This window comes from Nonomuraea antimicrobica (assembly GCF_039536965.1).
In the GTDB taxonomy this organism is placed as follows: Bacteria; Actinomycetota; Actinomycetes; order Streptosporangiales; family Streptosporangiaceae; genus Nonomuraea; species Nonomuraea antimicrobica.
In genome coordinates this window covers 115176-133504 of the sequence record NZ_BAAAZP010000022.1, presented here as the reverse complement: position 1 = coordinate 133504, position 18329 = coordinate 115176, and the positions used below count along the sequence as shown (strand labels likewise).

Genomic DNA, 18329 nt, shown 5'->3' with positions numbered 1-18329 from the left:
CCGACATACCAAAACCATCTTACGCTGCTCTTTCGTGATATCTTCCACGAATTTTGCCTTCTTCGTGACGGCCTCGCTCGCGCTGGTCCTCATCCCAGGGCCGAACCACCTCTACATCACCGCCAGAGGGATCGCCCAGGGCCGGGCGGCGGGCCTGGCGAGCGCACTGGGCGTGGAGACCGGCACGCTCGTGCACATCGCGGCCGCCGCCGCAGGCCTGTCGTACGTGATCAAGCAATCGGCCACGCTGTTCGCGATCGTCAAGTGGGCCGGCGTCGCCTACCTCGTCTACCTGGGCATCCGCGCGTTCACCGGCAAGGACGCGGAGCCCGGCCGGCCTGAGCCGCAGCCGCTGGGCAAGGTGTTCCTCGAAGGCGTCCTGGTCAACGTGCTCAACCCCAAGGTGGCGCTGTTCTTCCTGGCGTTCCTGCCGCAGTTCGTGCGCCCCGACGCGGGCTCGCCCGCGCTCCAGGTGGCGGTGTTCGGCCTCACGCTGCTGCTCCTCGGCCTGGTCTCCGACCTCGTGTACGCCGTCACCGCCGGCACCCTCGGCCGCCGCCTCGGCACCAGGGCCAGGACCCTGCGTCACGTCAGCGGCGTCGTCTACCTCGGGCTGGGCGTGGCCACGGCGTTCGCCGGGAGAAAATAGGCCTCATGGCGCCGAGGAAGCAGCGGGAGATCTTCGATGCGACGTTGCGGCTGGTCGCCGAGAAGGGCTACGACGGGCTGACCGTCGAGGGGGTCGCCGAGCGCTCGGGCGTCAACAAGACGACGATCTACCGCTGGTGGCCGTCGAAGGCCGCGCTGCTGGGGGCGGCGCTGGTCGAGTCCGACGTCCTGGGCTTCGACGCGCCCGACACGGGGAGCCTGCGCGGCGACCTGGTCGCGCTGGTGGAGGGCGTCAGGCGGCTGCTGACCGAGCCGCCGGGCAGCGACATCGCCGTGGCCGCGCTGGGCGCCGCCGTCCGCCATCCCGAGTTGGACGCGCGGCGCTTCTTCGCCGACCGTTTCGCCAGGGAACGCGAGATCTTCGAGCGCGCGGCGCGCAGGGGCGAGCTGAAGGGGTCGGCCGACCCGATGCTGATCGTCGACCTGCTGGCCGGGGCGGTCTGGATGCGGGCGGTGTTCCGAGGGCTGCGGGTGGCCGACGACTTCCCCGCCGAGGCCGTCTCGGCGCTCCTCGACGGCGTCCGTCGAGGGCCCGGCGCCGCCTAGCGGGTCTCCGCCAGCGCCGCCGGGATGCGGTCGAGCACGGGGTACGGCACCAGCCCGTACGCGTAGAAGTCGACCGCCAGCGCCCCCGCCGCCTTGGCGCCGCGCGCCTTGGCCACCAGCCGGTCGACGGAGTCGCTGTCGGGATAGCCGGGCCGCAGCACCGCCCGCACCTCCCGGTCCTTGCCCACGGAACGCAGGTAGGCCCCCACGTCGTCGGCCACCCGCGCCGCGTCACGCGCGTAGGCCAGCACCCCGAACGCGGGCACCAGGTCACCCAGCGCCACCAGGTCGACGCCGAGCTGCCAGGCGTCGTGGGCGGCCAGGCCGGGCGTGGGCAGCCCGTCGGCGTAGCCCTTGACCGCCCCGGTCGAGTCGATGAACACCAGCTTCGAGCCCTCCTCGGCCACCGCCGAGGACACCTCGGACACCAGCGTGGTGACCGTCTCGGAGCGCGCGCGGGCGTAGGCCACGACATCCGGCCCGGCGTACGCGGTCAGTGCCGCCCTGGTCACCTCGCCCTGCGCGGGCGGGTCGCCGTCGAAGACCCCGCCCACGATCCTGGCGCACTCGTCTCGCGCCACCTCCGCGTTCACGCCCAGGTCGGTGGCGCGGCGCAGGCAGTAGTCGCAGAAGCAGAGCCCGAACAGGTAGGCGTCCATCGGCCCGAGCGGCACGAACGAGCGCTGCGGCCTGACCGGCCGGAAGTGCAGCGCCTCGGCCACCACGCTGTCGACGCCCAGCCTGGCCACCGCCCTGGCCAGCGCGACGGCGTATTCGCGCACGTCGGGGTGGGCCGGGCACAGGGCGGTGAGCGAACCACGGTCGCCGAAGCAGTCGCGTACGGTCACGTCGGGATGCTCGGTGCCGAGCGTGGTGTTGCGCAGGAAGACCGTCCAGCCGTGGAGCTTCATGGACCGTCTCGCGCACGCCTCGCGCAGCCCGTCGAAAGCCTCCGGGTAGCCGGGCACGGGGCTCAGCCGCAGCCCGGCGAACAACTCCGGCGGCGGGGTGAAGTGGGCCCCGTCGTGGCGCACCGTCAGCCGGGACAGCCCGTGCGGGGTGACGTCGATGGAGGAGTGGTGCACGGCGCCGACGGTGATGCCGGAGACGCCGTAACCGCTGATCCTGTCGAGCACCCGCTCGACGCCTTCGCCGCGCAGGTCCTCGACGAAGACGTACACCGAACTGTCCACACGCAGACCCTAAGCGCTCTTGTGCGCGACGAAGTCGATCTCCACGAGGATGTCCATCAACTCCGAGCCCACGGTCGTGCGGACGGGGTAAGGCGCGTTGAAGTACGACCTGTAGACCTCGTTGTACGCCTTGAAGTCACGCTTGAGGTGCTGGAGGTGCACCGTGGACTTGACCACGTCGTCGAAGCCGAGGCCGTGCGCCGCCAAAATGGCGCCGAGGTTGCGCATGACCTGGTGGGTCTGGGCGGCCACGTCGTCGCCGACGACCTCGCCCGTCTGCGGGTCGAGCGGCCCCGCGCCGGAGGTGTAGACGAAGTCGCCCACCACGAGCCCCTGCGAGTAGGCGCCGACCGGGGCGGCGCCCTCCGTGGTCTTGAGCTCCTTTTTCACCTGATCTCCCTAGAAATTCGTGCTTACAGTGCCAACGACACGGTAGTCCCGGTCCACCAGCGGCAGCACGCGCCACTTGTCGAACGCCGTGCACGGATGGGAGATGCCGAAGGCCAGCAGGTCACCGGGCTTGAGCCCGGTGGCGCGGACCACGGTGTGCTGATCCTGCATCTTCACGACGGTGACACCGCCGCGGCGCGGGATCGGCAGGCCCTCGTCGTAGGGGGCGTCGCGCTTGCCCATGCCCACGACGGCGAGGCCGGGCTCGGGCGTGGACAACACGTGCGCCCACACCTCCAGCGCCGGGCGCAGCTCGCCCTCGATGCGGTTGAACGGAGTGTGCTCGCGGTAGAAGCCGTCGTCGTGGGTGACGTAGGCGCCGCTGCGCAGCAGGACCCGGGCCTGGGCGGCGACCAGCTCGCGGCCGATCACGTCGAACCACTGGCTGCCGCCCACGGTCAGGATGGGGCTCTTGACCCGGACGTACTCGACGGCCTCGGCCAGCGAGTCGAGATATTTCCGGACCTCGTCGGCGGTCTTGAGCGCGCCCTCGTACCCGGCGACCCCGGCCACCTCGACGCCGGGCGTCCGCTGCGCGTACGCGGCCACCTCGAGCAGCTCGTCGAGCGTGCGGCACCCGGCCCGCCCGCCCTCGTGCCCCAGCTCCACCAGCACCCGGAACGGCCGCTCGCCCGCGTGCCTGGCCAGGATGTCGACCCCCGCCCTGGAGTCGACGAAGCTCAGGAACTCGAACTCCGGGTCGGCCGCCAGCTCACGCGCGGCCCACGCGAGCCCCGCGGGATCGACGATCTGGTTGGCCACCATGATCCGGCCCACGCCGAAGCCCCTGACCGTCTCGGCCTGCCGGGGCGTGGCCACCGTGAGCCCCCACGCGCCGGCGGCGAGCTGCAGCGCGGCGATCTCGGGAGACATGTGCGTCTTGGCGTGCGGGGCCAGCTCCATGCCGTGGTCGCGGACGAAGGCCGCCATCGTGGTGATGTTGTGCTCCAGCGCGTCGCGGTGCACCACCATCGCGGGAAATTCGAGCTCGCCGTCGAAGACCGACTGGCCGAGGATCGCCGGCACAACACCCCCTTCGTCCGCGTCCGACCCTATCTCAACGGCTGTCTCGACGGGCGTGCGCTCACGGCCGGAGCGCGCGCCCGGGAGTGGCCCCGGTCAGCTCGCCGCCCGCCAGCACGCGTACGCCGGAGACGAGCACGTCGTCGATCCCCTCCGCGAGCGTGCGAGGGGCCTGATAGGTGGCCAGGTCGGCCACCGTGGCCGGGTCGATCACCACTACGTCGGCGGCGAACCCGCGCCGCAGCAGCCCTCTGTCGGCCAGCCCGAAGCGCCGGGCGGGGTGGGCGGACAGGTGCGTCACGGCCTGCTCCCACGTCCAGTCGCCCAGCTCCCTGACGTGCCGGCCGAGGAACCTGGCGAACGCCCCGTGCCCGCGCGGGTGCGGGTGTCCGCCGACGTAGATGCCGTCGGAGCCGCCGGTCTGGGAGGGGTGGCGGAGCATCCGGCGTACGGACTCCTCGCCGTGCGGGCCCTCGTCGGGACGGGCGATGACGACACCGGCCTCCAGCCGCGTCTCCGTCAGCAGTCGGCGGCAGAACTCGGCCGGCTCCACCCCCGCCCGCTCGGCCGCCGTCACGATGGTCAGCCCCTCCGCCCACTCCAGCCCGGGGGCGTGCGAGACGGTCAGCCGGGGCCAGAGGCCGGACAGCGTCGGCCACCACGCGTCGAGCGCGCCGGAGGCGATCATCTCCAGCGCGGGGCCCGGGTCCGCGCCAGGCACCGACGGCGGCAGCGCGGCCATCGCCAGGATCGTGTTGCCGCGCAGGTAGGGGTAGGTGTCGTAGGTGAGGTCGACGCCCTTGCCGAGCGCCTGCTCGACCAGCGGCAACAGCACGTCGGCGGGCCCGTGCAGGTGGGAGACGTGCACGGCCGCGCCTGAGCGCTCGGCGATCTCCACGACCTCCTCCATGCCCGTCCCGGCCTTCGCGCCGTAGGCACGCATGTGCGTGACGTACGGGAGGCCGCCGAGCGGGGCGCACAGGGCGGCCAGCTCCTCGGCGTCGGCGTAGCGGCCCGGCAGGTATTCGAGCCCGCTCGACAGCCCGGCCGCGCCCTCGGAGAGCCCTCGCTCGACGTGGCGGACCATCGCCGCCAGGTCGCCGGGCGCCGCCCGGTCGGGCGAGGGGCCCATGACGTCGTAGCGGATCGTGCCGTGGGGCAGCAGGTAGGCGGTGTTCAGCGCCGCCGCCCGGTCGTAGCCGTCGAGCAGCTCGCCCACGGTCAGCGGCCCGTCGGTCAGCGCGCCGTTGACGGCCGCGAAGTAGCGGGAGACGAAGGCCACGGTCGCGGCGGAGCCGGGCGCGTACGACAGCCCGTCCTGACCCAGCACGAACGTGGTCACCCCCTGCCGCAGCGCCGCCCGCTGCACGGCGGGGTCGAACACGGCCGCGTCGCCGTGGGCGTGGCAGTCGACGAAGCCGGGCGCGACGAACCGCCCCGTCGCGTCGATCACGGCGCCCGCCCTGGCGCCGTCCAGCCGGCCGACCGCCGCCACCCGGTCGCCCGTCACCGCCACGTCCGCGCGGAACGGAGGGGCGCCCGTGCCGTCGAGCACCCGTCCGCCGCTGATGACTACGTCGAAGCTCACCCCAGGATTCAATCAGAGCGGCGGGAGTAGGCCGGGACGCAGTTAGCGGCCTCCTTCACGGGCCGCTCTGCCAGCAGATCGCGGGCCTGGGAGCGGGCCAGGTTCCAGCCGTTCCACGGGTCGGGCTCGGCGAGCCCGTTGGCCTCGACCACGGCCGCCAGCACGCAACTGCGCTGCGGCTCGGGCAGCCGGTCGAGCGCAGGCACCGCCTCCGCGCCGAGGTCGCCGAGGTAGTCGGAGTCCATCTTGTCGAGGCCGCGCACCTGCACCTGCGTCCGCGCCACCTGGAGGTCGGGGTTGACGACCGCGAACGCGCCCAGGCTCAGGCCCGTGACCAGCACGACCGTACGGGGCAGCCAGCCGCTCCCGCGCCCCGCCATGCGCGCGCCGCCCGCCACCAGCACCAGCGTGAACAGCGCGACCAGCCACCACACCGTGGCCTGCACGGACAGGCGCAGCCGGGACAGGCCGTAGGCGTCGGTGTAGAGGTTCATCCGGTGCAGCGCGGAGGCCAGCACCACCATGGTCAGCCCGCACAGCACGCCGAGCAGCACGGCCAGCGGCCAGCGCTCGCGCCACCCGACCTTCAGCAGCCCCGCGGCCACCGCCACGATCCCCAGCACGACCACGCTGACCACGACGAGCTGGAAGAAACCCTGCCTGGCGTACTCGGCGTAGGTCAGCCCGGCCGTCCTCACCACCAGCGTGTCACCGCCGAACAACGCCGTGATCTGCACCGCCACGAACGAGGCGAACAGCAGGTTCACCGCCGTGAGCGGCACCAGCCAGACGCTCCTGCTCACCCCGAACCTGGTGTCCGGCCCCACGGGGTCGACGACCGGCCTGAGCGCGACCAGCACCACGGCGGCCAGCAGCACCGCGAACAGCGCGAACAGGAAGATCCGCACCGGCGCGGACTCGGCCCAGTCCGGCGCGGTGGTCAGCCGCTCCACGTACGCGGCGAAGACCGCGTCCGCCGAGGCGAACAGCAGCCCGAACACCAGCAGCAGCACCGCCGTGATGCCCAGCGCGGCCACCATCGGCAGCACGCGCCGCCGCGCGGTCAGCCGCTTCACCGGCCTGGCCAGGAACCACGGCACCGGCCCGAGCGCGAGCACCACGGACACGCCGCCCCTGATCACGCCCAGCCAGCCGCCCCCCGCGCCGGAGACCGCCAGCCCGCCCAGCCCGGCCCCCGCCACGAGCAGGATCGCGACCAGCCAGTCGGCGTCGCGCACCGCCGCCATCGAGATCAGCCAGTACGCCGTGGCCCCGAACGCCAGCGTCCACGGCGTCATCCGCCGCCGCACCGCCGGCAGCGCCGCCGCGCCCAGCACCATCGCCACCAGCACGATGCCCAGCCCGATCTGCGCCTCCGGCAGCGCCACCGCGGCGAACACGCCCGCCCCCGCCGCCGCCGGCAACAGCCACCGGGGCGGCTCGGGCAGCTCGGGCCTGGGGAAGAGCGGCGGGGGAACGTAGGGCGGGGGCGGCCCGGCCTGGCCCCGGTACGGCGCCGTCGCCTCGTACGCCGCCGCGGCGGCCCGCCTGCCGGAGCCCGCGCCCAGGGCCGCGCCGACGGCTCCCGTGAGGGCGACGCAGCCGACGAGCGTCACGAGCGCGAACCCGTCGCCGACCGTCACGCTGGCCAGGACGGCGGCGAACATGCCGACCAGGAACCCGATCATGACGCCGATGACCCCGCCTCCGATCAACCTGGCCCACACCCCGCCTCCCCCAGAGGCCCCCGGCACCCCGTACGGCGCGCTCCCCACAGGGAGAGGGCCCGGAGCACTTCCAGCGCCGACGGGCCCCGCACCCGCCACAGCGGTGCTCGCCGGGACGGGCAGGGCGTTCGTGGGAGCGCCGCTCGTCGCGGCCGGGGCAGCAGGCGTGATCTGGGCGGTCCGCCCGACGGGTTGCTCCACGGTCACGGCACCGCCGACCGCCGCAGCCGCAGCCACAGTTACAGAGGGCACGGGCGCAGGCGGGCGCGTGGGTGTGGGCATGGGTGCGGGCGTGCGGGCCGTCACCCCTGTGGTGCTCGCGGCAACGGGTGCGTCGGCGGGCTCCCCCGCCGTGCCCTCGTCCCCCGTGCCGTGCTCGGCCTGCAAGGGCACGTCCGTCATCGTCGTCCTCCCTGGTAATTCGACGACCATCCGGCACCCGGCACAGTCGTCGATGCGAATGGATCCCCCGTGCAGCTCGACGATCTCCTTCACGATGGCCAGCCCGAGCCCCGCGCCCCCGGAGTCGGCCGCGCGGCCCGCGTCCAGCCGGGAGAAGCGCTCGAAGACCCGTCCCCTGGCCGAGGACGGGATGCCGGGCCCCTGGTCGTCGACCGTGAGCCGGATCCCGGAGCCGTCCGCCTCCCCGCGTACGGTCACCACGCCGCCGGGCGGGCTGTGCCGTACCGCGTTGTCGAGGAGGTTGGACAGGACCTGCGCCAGCAGGTCGGGGTCGGCCCGCACCGCCAGGTCGCCGGGGACGAGCGGCCGCAGCACCACGTCCTCGCGCGCCAGCGCGGCCTCCCGCACGGCCTGCTCGGCCAGCGGGGCCAGCTCGACGGCCTCGGCCTCGATCAGGCGTACGCCCGAGTCCAGCCGTGACAGGTCCAGGAGCTGGGCCACCAGGCGGCCGAGCCGTTCGGTCTGGGCGAGCGCGGTCCGCATGGTGCCGGGGTCGGCGGCTGAGACGCCGTCCACGACGTTCTCCAGGACGGCGCGCAGCCCGGTGATGGGCGTGCGCAGCTCGTGGCTGACGTTCGCGACCAGCTCGCGCCGCTGCCGGTCCACCTCGCCGAGGTCGGCCGCCATCGCGTTGAACGCCCTGGCCAGCTCGCCCACCTCGTCCCGCGAGGTGGCGTTCACGCGCAGGGTGTAGCTGCCCTTGGCGATGGTCTGGGCGGCGCGGGCCATCTGGCGCAGCGGCTTGGTCATGCCCATGGCCAGCACCTGCACCATGATCAGCGCCAGGACCACCGCCACCGCGATGCGCACCTCGCGGGAGAGGCCGGCGTTGATGCCGACCTCGTTCACCACGAACGCGGTCCCCACGGCCAGCACGATCACGATGCCGAGCTTGACCTTGATCCGGCCGAGGAAGTCGAGCGGGTTCATCGCCGCACCAGGGCGTAGCCGACGCCGTGCACCGTGCGTACGACGTCGGACCCCAGCTTGCGGCGCAGGGCGCGGACGTGGCTGTCCACGGTCCTGGTGGCGGCCGCCTCGGAGAAGCCCCACACGTCCGACAGCAGCCGGTCGCGCTCGAAGACCTGTCCCGGCCGCTCGGCCAGGCGGCGCAGCAGGTCGAACTCCGTCCTGGTGAGCTGCGCCTCCGCGCCCCGGACGAACACCCGGCGGGCGGCGGTGTCGATCTCGACCTCGCCCACCCTGATCACGGTGTCCTCGGCCGCGAGCTGGGACGCCCGCTCCACCCGGCGCAGCAGCGCGTGGATCCTGGCCACCAGCTCGCGCATGCTGAACGGCTTGGCCAGGTAGTCGTCGGCCCCGACCCCGAGCCCGACGAGCACGTCGGTCTCCTCGCCGAGCGCGGTCAGCATGAGCACCGGCACCGGCTTGGCCGCCTGCATCCTGCGGCAGACCTCCAGCCCGTCGAGACCGGGCAACAGCCGGTCGAGGATCACCAGGTCCGGTTCCGCGTTGCCGTACTGGACGAGGGCGTCCTGCCCGTCGCCGGCCACCCTGACGTCGAAGCCCTCGGCGGCCAGCCTGTTCCGTACGGCCAGCGCGATCGTCACATCGTCCTCGACCACGAGGATGCGTCGCTGCTCTGCCACGTACGAAAGCCTAGAAGCGGCCTGTGCAGACGACACTCCTAAATTCGTGCACAAACAGTGCAGACTTGGCGGGTGAACACCGCTGGATACCTCCGCCGGCTCGGCCTGCCCGATCCGCTCCGCTTCCCCGTCAGCGCCGACGGCCTGCGCACTCTCCACAGGGCCCACGTCGAGAAGGTCTCGTACGAGGCGCTGGAGATCTGGCTCGGCCGGTCCACGACCGTCGATCCGCGGGAGTCCGCCGAGCGCATCATCCGGGGCAGGGGCGGCTACTGCTACCACCTCAACGGCGCGTTCTCCGCGCTGGCCGGGGCGCTCGGCTACGACGTGGTCCGGCACGTCGGCGGCGTGCAGAAGCGGGGCGGCGCGCCGGAGGTCGACGCCAGCCACCTGGTGCTGACCGTGCGCGGCCTGCCCTCAGGCGACAACCCGGGCGGCGAGTGGCTGGTGGACGTCGGGCTCGGCGACGCGCTGCACGAGCCGCTGCCGCTGGTGGCGGGCACGTACCGGCAGGGGCCCTTCCAGTACGTCCTGCGCGCCTCGGAGGTCGCGCCCGGCGGGTGGCGGTTCGACCACGACCCGAATGGTTCGTTCGACGGCATGGACTTCGCCACGGAGCCCGCGGAGATGTCGGCGTTCACCGGTATGCATCGCCATCTGACCACGTCTCCGGAGTCCGGCTTCGTGCGGGTGGCCGCGGTCCAGCGGCGCGACGCGTACGGGGTGGACAGCCTGCGCGGGCTGCACCTCACCCGGCTCGGCGCCGGCGCGCACTCGGTGACGCTGGACACCTCGCGCGACTACTACGCGGCCCTGGCGGACGTCTTCCTGCTGCCGCTCGACGACGTGAGCGCCGAGGAGAAGGACGAGCTGTGGCGCAAGGTGAACAAGGCCCACGAGAACTGGCTGACGGGCCGCTCCGCGTGACGGGCCGCCCCGTGGTCTCGGCGGTGTCCTGGCGCTATCGTGCGTTCCGACATGGGTGAGACCAAGAAGCTGAACGGTCGCTACCGCCTGCTGAACCCCCTGGGCACGGGCTCCGTACGCCTGGCCTTCGACGAGGCGGAGCACCGCGACGTCGCGGTCAGGCGGCTGCGGGTGCCTCCGGAGCTGCGCGACGCGGCCCTGTTCGAGGCGCGCAGGGCCGCCGGGCTGCGGCACCCGTTCGTCGTGCGGGTGCTCGACGTGGTGTTCGAGGACCATGCTCCGTGGCTGGTCATGGAGTTCGTCTCCGGGACCTCGCTGGAGCAGACCGTACGCTCGCGCCGCCCGCTGCCCGTCCCGCAGGCGGCCAGGGTGGGCGTCTGCGTGCTGTCGGCGCTGACCGCGGCGCACGAGGCGGGGATCGTGCACGGGCGGGTCGATCCCGGCAACGTGCTGCTCACCACGACCGGCCGGGCGCTGCTCAGCGGGTTCGGGTTCCCCAGCCTCAGCATGTTGCCCTCGGCCGACCTGTGGTCGCTGGCCGCCACGCTGCACTACGCGGTGGAGGGCCGGCCGCCCGGCCAGGTCCCGGCGGCGGGGGCCGACCCGTTCAGGTCGCTGCTGCGGGCCATGCTGCACCCGTCGGGGCCGCCCCCGACGGAGGTCGTACGCGAGACGCTCGACCTGCTGGCCGTGGACCGGCCGCTGGAGGCGGTCATCGAGGGCTCGGGCCCGCTGCCGCCCGCCCAGGTGGCCGCGATCGGGCTGGCGGTGCTCGACCGGCTGGCGGAGCTGGGCGAGTTCCACGGCGGGGTGCAGCCGGGCAACATCCTCGTGGACGCCGACGGGCGGGCGCGGCTGACGCCGTTGCCGAGGTCGGGGACGCTGCCCGCCTACACCGCCCCCGAGGGGGCCGTCACCCAGGCGGCCGACCTGTGGTCCCTCGGGGCCACGCTCTTCGCCGCCGCCGAGGGCCGCCCGCCCGCGCCCGGAGCGTCGCTGACGCGGGCCGGGACGCTGGCCCCCGTCCTGTTCCGGCTCCTGTCGGGTGACCCGTTGGAACGTCCCACCCTCGACGAGGCCCGCCTCGACCTGCTGGCGGTCGTCGAACAGGGCGGCACGTAGATCCGGGGTAACGGGATGGAGAGGCCCGGCGACGCGCGCAACGATTGCGATACATCGCGAATGGAACCACGGCGGTGGGTTCACACGTTGGACAGGCGACGCAGAATGTGGAAGAGGCGGGGCGTGGGCTCCGCGTTCGGAGGAAGTTGCGGATGTCTCCAATCCAGAAGTACGCCATCGGCGCGGGCGCCGCGGTTCTGCTCTCGCTGATCTTCTTGCCCAGCTGGGTCACCCTGCTGGTCGTCCTCGGCGTGGTCGCCGCCCCGGTCGTCGGTTACCTGATGCTCGACCCGTCGCAGCGCGAGCGGCTCAAGAGGGCTCGCAAGCGCGGCATCGGCCACTGACCGGCCGCTGACCCGTCGGCGGCGGGGCCCGAGGGCCCGGCTCTCAGGCCCCCGCCGCGGCCGGCGCCGTCTGCACGCGCTGGGTCACCCTTCGCTCGACGTAGAACGACAGGAAGGGCACCGTGCCGCCGAGCATGACACCGAGCATGTACGGCCACGTCCAGCGCGCCTTCATGCCCAGATTCATCACCGCGATCAGGTAGATCATGTAGAGCCCGCCGTGGATGGGGGCGATGACCTTGGACATGGACGCCTCGCCGAAGCCGTAGCGCAGCACCATGGCCACGCAGAGCACGAGAAGCATGACACCCACCGCGTACGCGAGCACCCGGAAGGGCTTGAGAGCCGATTCCACCGTTAACCTTCCAGAACCATCTCAGGGGACGACGTGCCGCGGTCCCGGTCCGCCCGCACGGCATCGCGGACGAAGTGGAACCACATGAAGACGGCGAATCCAGCGAAGATCCACCAGTTGGCGGCGTAAGCCAGGTTACGCCAGGTCAGCGTGCCGCCCACGACCGGCGGGGCCACCTTGACCTGCGTCAGCGAGCCGGAGGGCGGCTGCGCCACGACATAGCCGGTGCGGACCCGCTGGCCGGTCCACAGGTTGACCAGCTCGCCCGTGGAGACGGTCTGCACCTGGCCGGCCGGCAGGCCCTCCGCGCGCCGCTGCACGCTGTCGGTGCCCTGCTGGGGCCGTAGCCGCCCGGCCACGGTGACCCGGCCCTGCGGCGCCGAGGCCACCGCCGGGTCGTCGGCCTTGGCCACCCAGCCGCGTACGACGGGCATGAGCGTGCCGTCGTCGAGCCGGAGCGGCGTGAGCACCCAGTAGCCGTCGTCGCGCGAGACGTTGCCCCCGGGGGCGTCGACGTCGGCGCGCCGGTCGGCGACCAGGAGCTGACGCCCGGCCTCGTAGACGCCCTCCGCCGTGACCCTGCGGCCCACCGCCTCGCCGGTCATCTGGGACCCCACCTGGGCGAGCGTGGCGACCGCGACAGGCCCGGGATCCGTGGAGGCGTGCGGCTTTCCCGAATCTTGGAAGACGCCGAGCTGCCAGCGCCCGAGCAGGATGAACGCGACGAGGACCCCTGTCGTGAGCAGGTGCAGCCCCATGAGCCGGGGTGAGAGCAGGGTCCTCAGCATGCTTCAAAGCTATCCGGCCGGTGGGGCGGTCCCGTAATCAGCCCGGCCCGCAGATCCCGCCAAAAGACACAAACGGCACAGGCAATGACGCTAGGCTGCTGGCCATGTCTGACCAGCACATCGACCCCGCGGGCAACACCCAGGCCTTCCGCGCGTTCGCGAACGCTCGCGAGCAGGAGGCGGCCGTGTCCAAGCCCAAGAAGTCGCCGCTCGTGCCCATCATCGCGGTCGTCGTCGCCATCGTGATCGTCGGCGTGGCCGCCTTCCTGCTGCTCCAGTAGCCGTCCGGTAGCAGCCGACTGCATCACCCGCCGCGGAGGCCGTGGCGGGTCTTCGTCGTTCCCGGGCAGAACGGATCCCCCTCTGGACCTCGGTGAAACACGGTCACTATATTGGATGAGAAGTCCAATAAGAGCACGCCCTCGGGAGGTCGAGTGGGTGAGCCACGGACAGTGGCGGGAACAGGGCCGCGGATAGTGATCATCGGGTCCGGGTTCGCCGGGATCTGCATGGCCGTCAAGCTCAAGGAGGCCGGTTTCCACGACTTCCTCGTCCTGGAGCAGGCCGCCGAGCTGGGCGGCACCTGGCGGGACAACACCTATCCCGGGTGCGCGTGCGACGTGCCCTCGCACCTGTACTCGTACTCGTTCGAGCTGAACCCGGACTGGTCGCGGATGTTCTCGCCGCAGGCGGAGATCCACGACTACCTGCGCGCCTGCGCCGCCAAGTACGGCATCACCCCCCACCTCAGGTACGGCAAGCGCGTGGTCTCAATCGAGTACGACGACGCCGCCCGCGACTGGACGCTCACCACGGAGGACGGCGACGTCCTGCGCCCGAAGGCGGTGGTCGCCGCGATCGGCGCCCTCCACGTCCCGAAGTTTCCCGACGTCGCGGGGCGGGAGTCGTTCACCGGCCCGGCCTTCCACTCGGCCGGGTGGGACCACTCCGCCGACCTGGCCGGCAGGCGCGTCGCCGTCGTCGGCACCGGCGCCTCCGCCGTCCAGTTCGTCCCCCGGCTCGCCCCCGTCGTCCGCCACCTGACCGTCTTCCAGCGCACGGCCCCCTGGATCCACCCCAAGCCGGACCTCGCCTTCTCCCCCGCCGCCCGGCGGCTGCTGCGCGCGCCCGGCGCGGCCAGGGCCCTGCGCGACGGCATCTACTGGGCCCTGGAGAGCCGGGCCCTGGGCTTCGCCGTGGACCCGCGCCTGATGAAGGCCCACGAACGGCTCGCGCTCCGCCACCTGCGCGCCCAGGTCCCCGACCCTGGGCTGCGCGCCGCCCTCACCCCCGACTACCTGATCGGCTGCAAGCGCATCCTGGTCTCCAGCGACTACTACCCCGCCCTGACCAGGGAGAATGTCACGCTGGTCACCGAGGGCGTCGCGGAGGTCCGTGAGCGCTCGCTCGTGGACGCCGCCGGGGTCGAGCACGAGGCCGACGCGATCGTCTACGGCACCGGCTTCAAGGTCGTGGACGCGCTCACCGGCCGGCGCATCACCGGCAGGGGCGGGGTGAGCATCCAGGAGGCGTGGAAGGACGGCGTCGAGGGCTACTACGGCATCGCCACCTCGGGCTTTCCCAACCTGTTCTTCCTGCTCGGCCCCAACACCGGTCTCGGGCACACCTCGGTCGTGTTCATGATCGAGTCGCAGGTCCGCTACGTGATCGAGTGCCTGCGCCTGCTCGCCCGCACCCGGGCCAGGGCCGTGGACGTCCGGCCGGAGGCGCAGCGGGCGTTCAACGACCGGCTGCGCCGGCGGCTCGACCCGCTGGTCTGGAACGCGGGCGGCTGCCACTCCTGGTACCTGGACGAGAACGGAGTGAACCGGACGATCTGGCCGGGCTTCACCTTCGAGTACTGGGCGCGTACCCGGAGGGTGAGGCCCGGCGCGTACGAACTCATCTACTAGCAGCTCAGCTACGAGCGGGCGACCTCATCTGCTCGGCGACACCACCAGCGCGCTGCCGCCCCCGCGTCGCGACGGCTCGGCCACGGCCTGGATCCGGCCCCGGCCGAGGAACTCCAGCGCGGTGGCGGCGCCGATCTCCGGGTTCTGGGCGAACTTGTGCCCCTTGGCCGCCAGCTCGGTCTGATACCTGGCCAGGAAGGCGGGCTCGGCCTGCGTCTGCTCGGTGTTGCGCTGGGTGGCGCGGGGTGCGGCGAGCGCGTCGGGCAGGTTCATGCCGAGGTCGTACCGGTTGACCAGGATCTGCAGGACGGTCGTGATGATGGTGGAGCCGCCGGGCGAACCGGCCGCCAGCACCGGCCGGCCGTCCTCGAACACGAGCGTCGGCGCCATCGACGAGCGGGGCCGCTTGCCGGGGCCGGGCAGGTTCGGGTCGCCGGGGGCCGGGCCGAAGGTGAAGTCGGTCAGCTCGTTGTTGAGCAGCACGCCGCGGCCCGGCACCACGATGCCGTTGCCGCCGGTGGACTCGATGGTCAGGTTGTAGGCGATCACGTTGCCCCAGCGGTCGGCCACGACCAGGTGGGTGGTCTCCGGGCCCTCCGTGGCAACCGGGGCGGCCTGGCCGGTCGGCGCGGGGCAGGGCTCGTAGGAGCCGTCGGGGTTGCCGGGCGCGGCCGGGTGTCCCATCGCGGTGTCGCCGACCAGGCAGGCCCGCTCCTTGGCGAAGCCGTCGGACAGCAGCTCGCTCAGCGGGACGCCGGGGAGGTCGCCGACGTACTTGCCGCGGTCGGCGAAGGCCAGCCTGGACGCCTCCAGGTACTCGTGCAGGCCCACGTCCGGCAGCGCTTCGAGGATGTTGAGCGCCTCCCCGACCGTCGAGCCGCCGGAGGAGGGCGGGGCCATGCCGTACACGTCCATGCCCCGGTAGGAGACCTTGGTGGGCTCGCGCAGGAGCGCCCGGTAGGCCCGCAGGTCGGACAGCTCCATCAGGCCGGGACGGACGTTGCGGGTGCTGCCCGGGGTGACCGGCGGCCGTTTGACGGTCGCCACGACCTCCTTGCCGAGCTGCCCGCCGTAGAGCCAGGCGGGGCCGCGCCTGCCCAGCTCGCGGTACGTGTCCGCCAGCTCGGGGTTTCTGAAGACCGACCCGACGGGCGGCGGGGCGCCGTTGGGCAGGTACAGCTCGGCCGTGGAGGCGATGTCCTTGAAGCGGGCGGCGTTCGCGGCGGTCTGGTCGTGGAAGGTCTGGTCGACCACGAAGCCCTTGGACGCCACCTCGATCGCCGGCTGGAGCGCCTGCTTGAGGGAGATCGTGCCGAACCTGCGCAGGGCCAGGTCCCAGTTGGCGACCGTGCCGGGCACACCCGCGGACAGGCCGCTGGTGACGCCCTCCTCGAACGGGATGCCCTCCAGCGACGTGGCGGTCATGGCCTGGGGCGCGGTCTCGCGGCCGTCGATCGTGAAGACCTTGCGCTGCCTGGCGTCGTAGTAGACCATGAAGCCGCCTCCGGCCAGGCCCGACGAGTACGGCTCGGTGACGCCCAGCACCGCCCCGGCGGCGACCGCGGCGTCCACGGCGTTGCCGCCCTTCCTGAGCACGGAGATGGCGGCCTTGCTGGCATCTAAGTCAACGGTGGCGACGGCGCCGCCGTACCCTTCGGCGACGGGGACCTTCTTCTGGGAGTGCTGGGGTTGCGCGAGCGCGGCGGGTGCCGATGCGAGCGCGATGAGGACTGCTGCTGCGGGAATGATCACACGACGCATGGTCTCCACGATGACCCAGGTACGCCCGTCGTGGTAGGGCCCCCTGACACACCGGGGTGATGCGCTGGTCAGAAGGGTCCTCTAGCGTGGGTGACGTGCGAAGGAAGTACGGCTTCGACCCCTATCTGGCCCTGATCGTGGCGGTCGGCCAGATGGTGATCGCCAGGGGCGCCTCGTGGGGGCAGCGGGACCGGGAGCCGCTCGACCCCTACGCCTACGCGTTGCTGCTGGTCGGCCCGCTGGCGGTGCTGCTGCACCGCCGCTTCCCGCTGCTCACGACCGCCGCCGCGCTCGCCGCGTGCGACCTCTTCCTGATCGCCGGCTACGCCTACGGCCCCAGCTTCATCAGCCCCGGTGTCCTGCTGGTGCTCCTGGTGGTGCGCGGCAGGAGGCTGATGGCGTGGTTCATGGCCGGGATGACGCTCGCGTCCTTCTTGTCGTACGCCTGGATGGTCGGCAACCGCGACATCTTCCACAGCGTGTGGATCCTCACCTCGATCATGCTGCTGATGGTCGTGGCCGAGCTGGCCAGGATCGTCAGGGAGCGCCGGGCCGAACGCGAGCGGACCGCCGAGGAGGAGTCCAGACGGCAGGCCAGCGAGGAGCGCCTGACGATGGCGCAGGAGCTGCACGACGTGCTGGCGCACAACATCTCCCTCATCCACGTGCAGGCGTCGACCGCGCTGCACCTCATCGACGCCAACCCCGAGCAGGCCAGAAGCGCGCTGGCCACGATCAAGACCGCCTCCAAGGAGGTGCTCGGCGAGATGCGCTCGGTGCTGGACGTGCTGCGCGAGGGCGCCCCGCGCTCCCCCACCGCCGGGCTCGACCGGCTCGACGAGCTGGTCGAGCGGTCGGGGATGGAGGTGAGCCTCGAGCGGGTCGGCTCCCGGCCGCTGCCGTCGCAGGTGGATCGGGCGGCGTACCGGATCGTCCAGGAGTCGCTCACCAACGCCGCCCGGTACGCCCCTGGCTCGGAGGTGAGCGTGCGCCTGGAGTTCGCCGACGGTGAGCTGGTCGTCCAGGTGTCGGACACGGGCGCCACCACCCCGGCCGTGTTGTCCGAGTCGGGCAGCGGCAACGGCATCCCCGGCATGCGCGAGCGGGCCTCCGCGCTTGGCGGCACGCTGGTCGCCGGTCCCGCCGGCCCCGGCTTCCAGGTCGAGGCCCGGCTGCCACTACCCGAGGAGACCTCATGATCAACGTGCTGCTGGCCGACGACCAGGCGCTGGTCCGCGCGGGCTTCAAGGCGCTGCTGGACGCCCAGCCGGACATGACCGTGGTGGCCGAGGCGTCCGACGGCGCGCAGGCCGTCCGGCTGGCGGGCGAGCACCGGCCGGACGTGGTGCTCATGGACATCCGCATGCCGGGCACCGACGGCCTGACCGCCACCCGGCGCATGCCGCCGGGGCCGCACATCATCATCCTGACGACGTTCGAGCTGGACGAGTACGTCTTCGAGGCGCTACGCGGCGGCGCCAGCGGCTTCCTGGTCAAGGACACCGAGCCGGCCGAGCTGATCCAGGCCGTGCGGGTGGTGGCCGCCGGGGAGGCGCTGCTGTCGCCCAGCGTGACCCGCCGGCTGATCGCCGAGTACGCCTCCCGCGCCAAGGAGCCCGTTCCCGCGGAGGGCCTCGACCAGCTCACCGAGCGCGAGCGCGAGGTGCTCTCCCTGGTCGGCACCGGGATGACCAACGACGAGATCGCGGCCAAGCTGTTCATGTCGCCGGCGACCGCGAAGACGCACGTGAGCCGGGCCATGATGAAGCTGCACGCCCGCGACCGCGCCCAGCTCGTCGTGATCGCCTACGAGTCGGGCCTGGTCAAGCCGGGCTGGCTGTGAACGTCATG

At 72.5% G+C, this 18329-nt stretch carries 18 protein-coding genes; 9 read left to right on the top strand and 9 right to left on the bottom strand.

All coding sequences use genetic code 11. The annotated features are described in order from the left end of the window. Positions 1-34 precede the first annotated feature (34 nt). Both ABD844_RS08010 and ABD844_RS08005 read left to right on the top strand, forming a co-directional pair. Entirely contained in the window at positions 35-649 is a 615-nt protein-coding gene (locus ABD844_RS08010; protein ID WP_344874522.1) for a LysE family translocator, read from the top strand. A gap of 5 nt (positions 650-654) precedes the next feature. Beyond that, positions 655-1215 carry a TetR/AcrR family transcriptional regulator gene (locus tag ABD844_RS08005; protein WP_344874520.1) on the top strand — a complete coding sequence of 187 codons (561 nt, stop codon included), beginning with the start codon at positions 655-657 and terminating at the stop codon, positions 1213-1215. On the opposite strand, the gene ABD844_RS08000 is transcribed toward ABD844_RS08005, so the two are convergent. The 6 genes from ABD844_RS08000 to ABD844_RS07975 are packed head-to-tail and all read right to left on the bottom strand — an operon-like array spanning position 1212 to position 9268. Continuing rightward, positions 1212-2408 carry a hypothetical protein gene (locus ABD844_RS08000; protein WP_344874518.1) on the bottom strand — a complete coding sequence of 399 codons (1197 nt, stop codon included), beginning with the start codon at positions 2406-2408 and terminating at the stop codon, positions 1212-1214. The two genes, ABD844_RS08005 and ABD844_RS08000, sit on opposite strands and share 4 nt — an antisense overlap. A 9-nt stretch (positions 2409-2417) precedes the next feature. Further along, positions 2418-2798, bottom strand: coding sequence for a RidA family protein (locus ABD844_RS07995; RefSeq protein ID WP_344874516.1), 381 nt, complete (start codon positions 2796-2798; stop codon positions 2418-2420). A 9-nt stretch (positions 2799-2807) separates the two neighbouring features. Continuing rightward, complete coding sequence (locus tag ABD844_RS07990; protein WP_344874514.1) at positions 2808-3884, bottom strand: alanine racemase; 1077 nt, start codon at positions 3882-3884, stop codon at positions 2808-2810. A gap of 58 nt (positions 3885-3942) precedes the next feature. Beyond that, on the bottom strand, positions 3943-5469 hold the full coding sequence (locus ABD844_RS07985) for an N-acyl-D-amino-acid deacylase family protein (protein ID WP_344874512.1): 1527 nt from the start codon (positions 5467-5469) through the stop codon (positions 3943-3945). A gap of 8 nt (positions 5470-5477) precedes the next feature. Then, on the bottom strand, positions 5478-8588 hold the full coding sequence (locus ABD844_RS07980) for a DUF4153 domain-containing protein (protein ID WP_344874510.1): 3111 nt from the start codon (positions 8586-8588) through the stop codon (positions 5478-5480). Further along, a complete protein-coding gene (locus ABD844_RS07975) occupies positions 8585-9268 on the bottom strand; it encodes a response regulator transcription factor (RefSeq protein WP_344874508.1) in 684 nt (227 codons plus the stop codon). The genes ABD844_RS07980 and ABD844_RS07975 overlap by 4 nt, the downstream gene beginning before the upstream one ends. Positions 9269-9340: 72 nt before the next feature. Between ABD844_RS07975 and ABD844_RS07970 the strand changes: the two genes are divergently transcribed. The 3 genes from ABD844_RS07970 (at position 9341) to ABD844_RS07960 (ending at position 11661) form a co-directional block, all read left to right on the top strand. Next, entirely contained in the window at positions 9341-10195 is an 855-nt protein-coding gene (locus ABD844_RS07970; RefSeq protein ID WP_344874506.1) for an arylamine N-acetyltransferase family protein, read from the top strand. A gap of 51 nt (positions 10196-10246) precedes the next feature. Beyond that, the gene (locus ABD844_RS07965) at positions 10247-11317 is read left to right on the top strand and encodes a protein kinase domain-containing protein (protein WP_344874504.1); all 1071 of its coding nucleotides are present in this window, start codon (positions 10247-10249) and stop codon (positions 11315-11317) included. A 152-nt stretch (positions 11318-11469) separates the two neighbouring features. Next, entirely contained in the window at positions 11470-11661 is a 192-nt protein-coding gene (locus ABD844_RS07960) for a hypothetical protein (RefSeq protein WP_344874502.1), read from the top strand. Between the two features lie 43 nt (positions 11662-11704). Here the strand turns inward: ABD844_RS07960 and ABD844_RS07955 are convergent, their stop codons facing one another. Then, entirely contained in the window at positions 11705-12016 is a 312-nt protein-coding gene (locus ABD844_RS07955; protein ID WP_344874500.1) for a DUF3817 domain-containing protein, read from the bottom strand. A gap of 2 nt (positions 12017-12018) precedes the next feature. Further along, positions 12019-12804, bottom strand: a complete 786-nt coding sequence (locus tag ABD844_RS07950; protein ID WP_344874498.1) for an SURF1 family protein — start codon at positions 12802-12804, stop codon at positions 12019-12021. Positions 12805-12908: 104 nt separating this feature from the next. On the opposite strand from ABD844_RS07950, the gene ABD844_RS07945 reads away from it, so the two are divergent. Beyond that, positions 12909-13085 carry a hypothetical protein gene (locus tag ABD844_RS07945; RefSeq protein ID WP_344874496.1) on the top strand — a complete coding sequence of 59 codons (177 nt, stop codon included), beginning with the start codon at positions 12909-12911 and terminating at the stop codon, positions 13083-13085. A 195-nt stretch (positions 13086-13280) separates the two neighbouring features. Continuing rightward, complete coding sequence (locus tag ABD844_RS07940; protein ID WP_425568519.1) at positions 13281-14717, top strand: flavin-containing monooxygenase; 1437 nt, start codon at positions 13281-13283, stop codon at positions 14715-14717. Between the two features lie 24 nt (positions 14718-14741). On the opposite strand, the gene ggt is transcribed toward ABD844_RS07940, so the two are convergent. Beyond that, positions 14742-16478: a gamma-glutamyltransferase gene (ggt, locus tag ABD844_RS07935; protein ID WP_344874494.1), complete on the bottom strand. Its 1737-nt coding sequence runs from the start codon at positions 16476-16478 to the stop codon at positions 14742-14744. A 95-nt stretch (positions 16479-16573) separates the two neighbouring features. Between ggt and ABD844_RS07930 the strand changes: the two genes are divergently transcribed. After that, positions 16574-17677: a sensor histidine kinase gene (locus ABD844_RS07930; protein WP_344874492.1), complete on the top strand. Its 1104-nt coding sequence runs from the start codon at positions 16574-16576 to the stop codon at positions 17675-17677. After that, positions 17674-18321: a response regulator transcription factor gene (locus ABD844_RS07925; RefSeq protein ID WP_344874490.1), complete on the top strand. Its 648-nt coding sequence runs from the start codon at positions 17674-17676 to the stop codon at positions 18319-18321. The genes ABD844_RS07930 and ABD844_RS07925 overlap by 4 nt, the downstream gene beginning before the upstream one ends. Positions 18322-18329: the final 8 nt, after the last annotated feature.

Coding starts and splice junctions, on each gene's coding strand:
- ABD844_RS08005 (WP_344874520.1), top strand. CDS start 655: ATGGCGCCGAGGAAGCAGCGGGAGATCTTCGATGCGACGTTGCGGCTG.
- ABD844_RS07980 (WP_344874510.1), bottom strand. CDS start 8,588: ATGAACCCGCTCGACTTCCTCGGCCGGATCAAGGTCAAGCTCGGCATC.
- ABD844_RS07965 (WP_344874504.1), top strand. CDS start 10,247: ATGGGTGAGACCAAGAAGCTGAACGGTCGCTACCGCCTGCTGAACCCC.
- ABD844_RS07960 (WP_344874502.1), top strand. CDS start 11,470: ATGTCTCCAATCCAGAAGTACGCCATCGGCGCGGGCGCCGCGGTTCTG.
- ABD844_RS07950 (WP_344874498.1), bottom strand. CDS start 12,804: ATGCTGAGGACCCTGCTCTCACCCCGGCTCATGGGGCTGCACCTGCTC.
- ABD844_RS07945 (WP_344874496.1), top strand. CDS start 12,909: ATGTCTGACCAGCACATCGACCCCGCGGGCAACACCCAGGCCTTCCGC.
- ggt (WP_344874494.1), bottom strand. CDS start 16,478: ATGCGTCGTGTGATCATTCCCGCAGCAGCAGTCCTCATCGCGCTCGCA.
- ABD844_RS07925 (WP_344874490.1), top strand. CDS start 17,674: ATGATCAACGTGCTGCTGGCCGACGACCAGGCGCTGGTCCGCGCGGGC.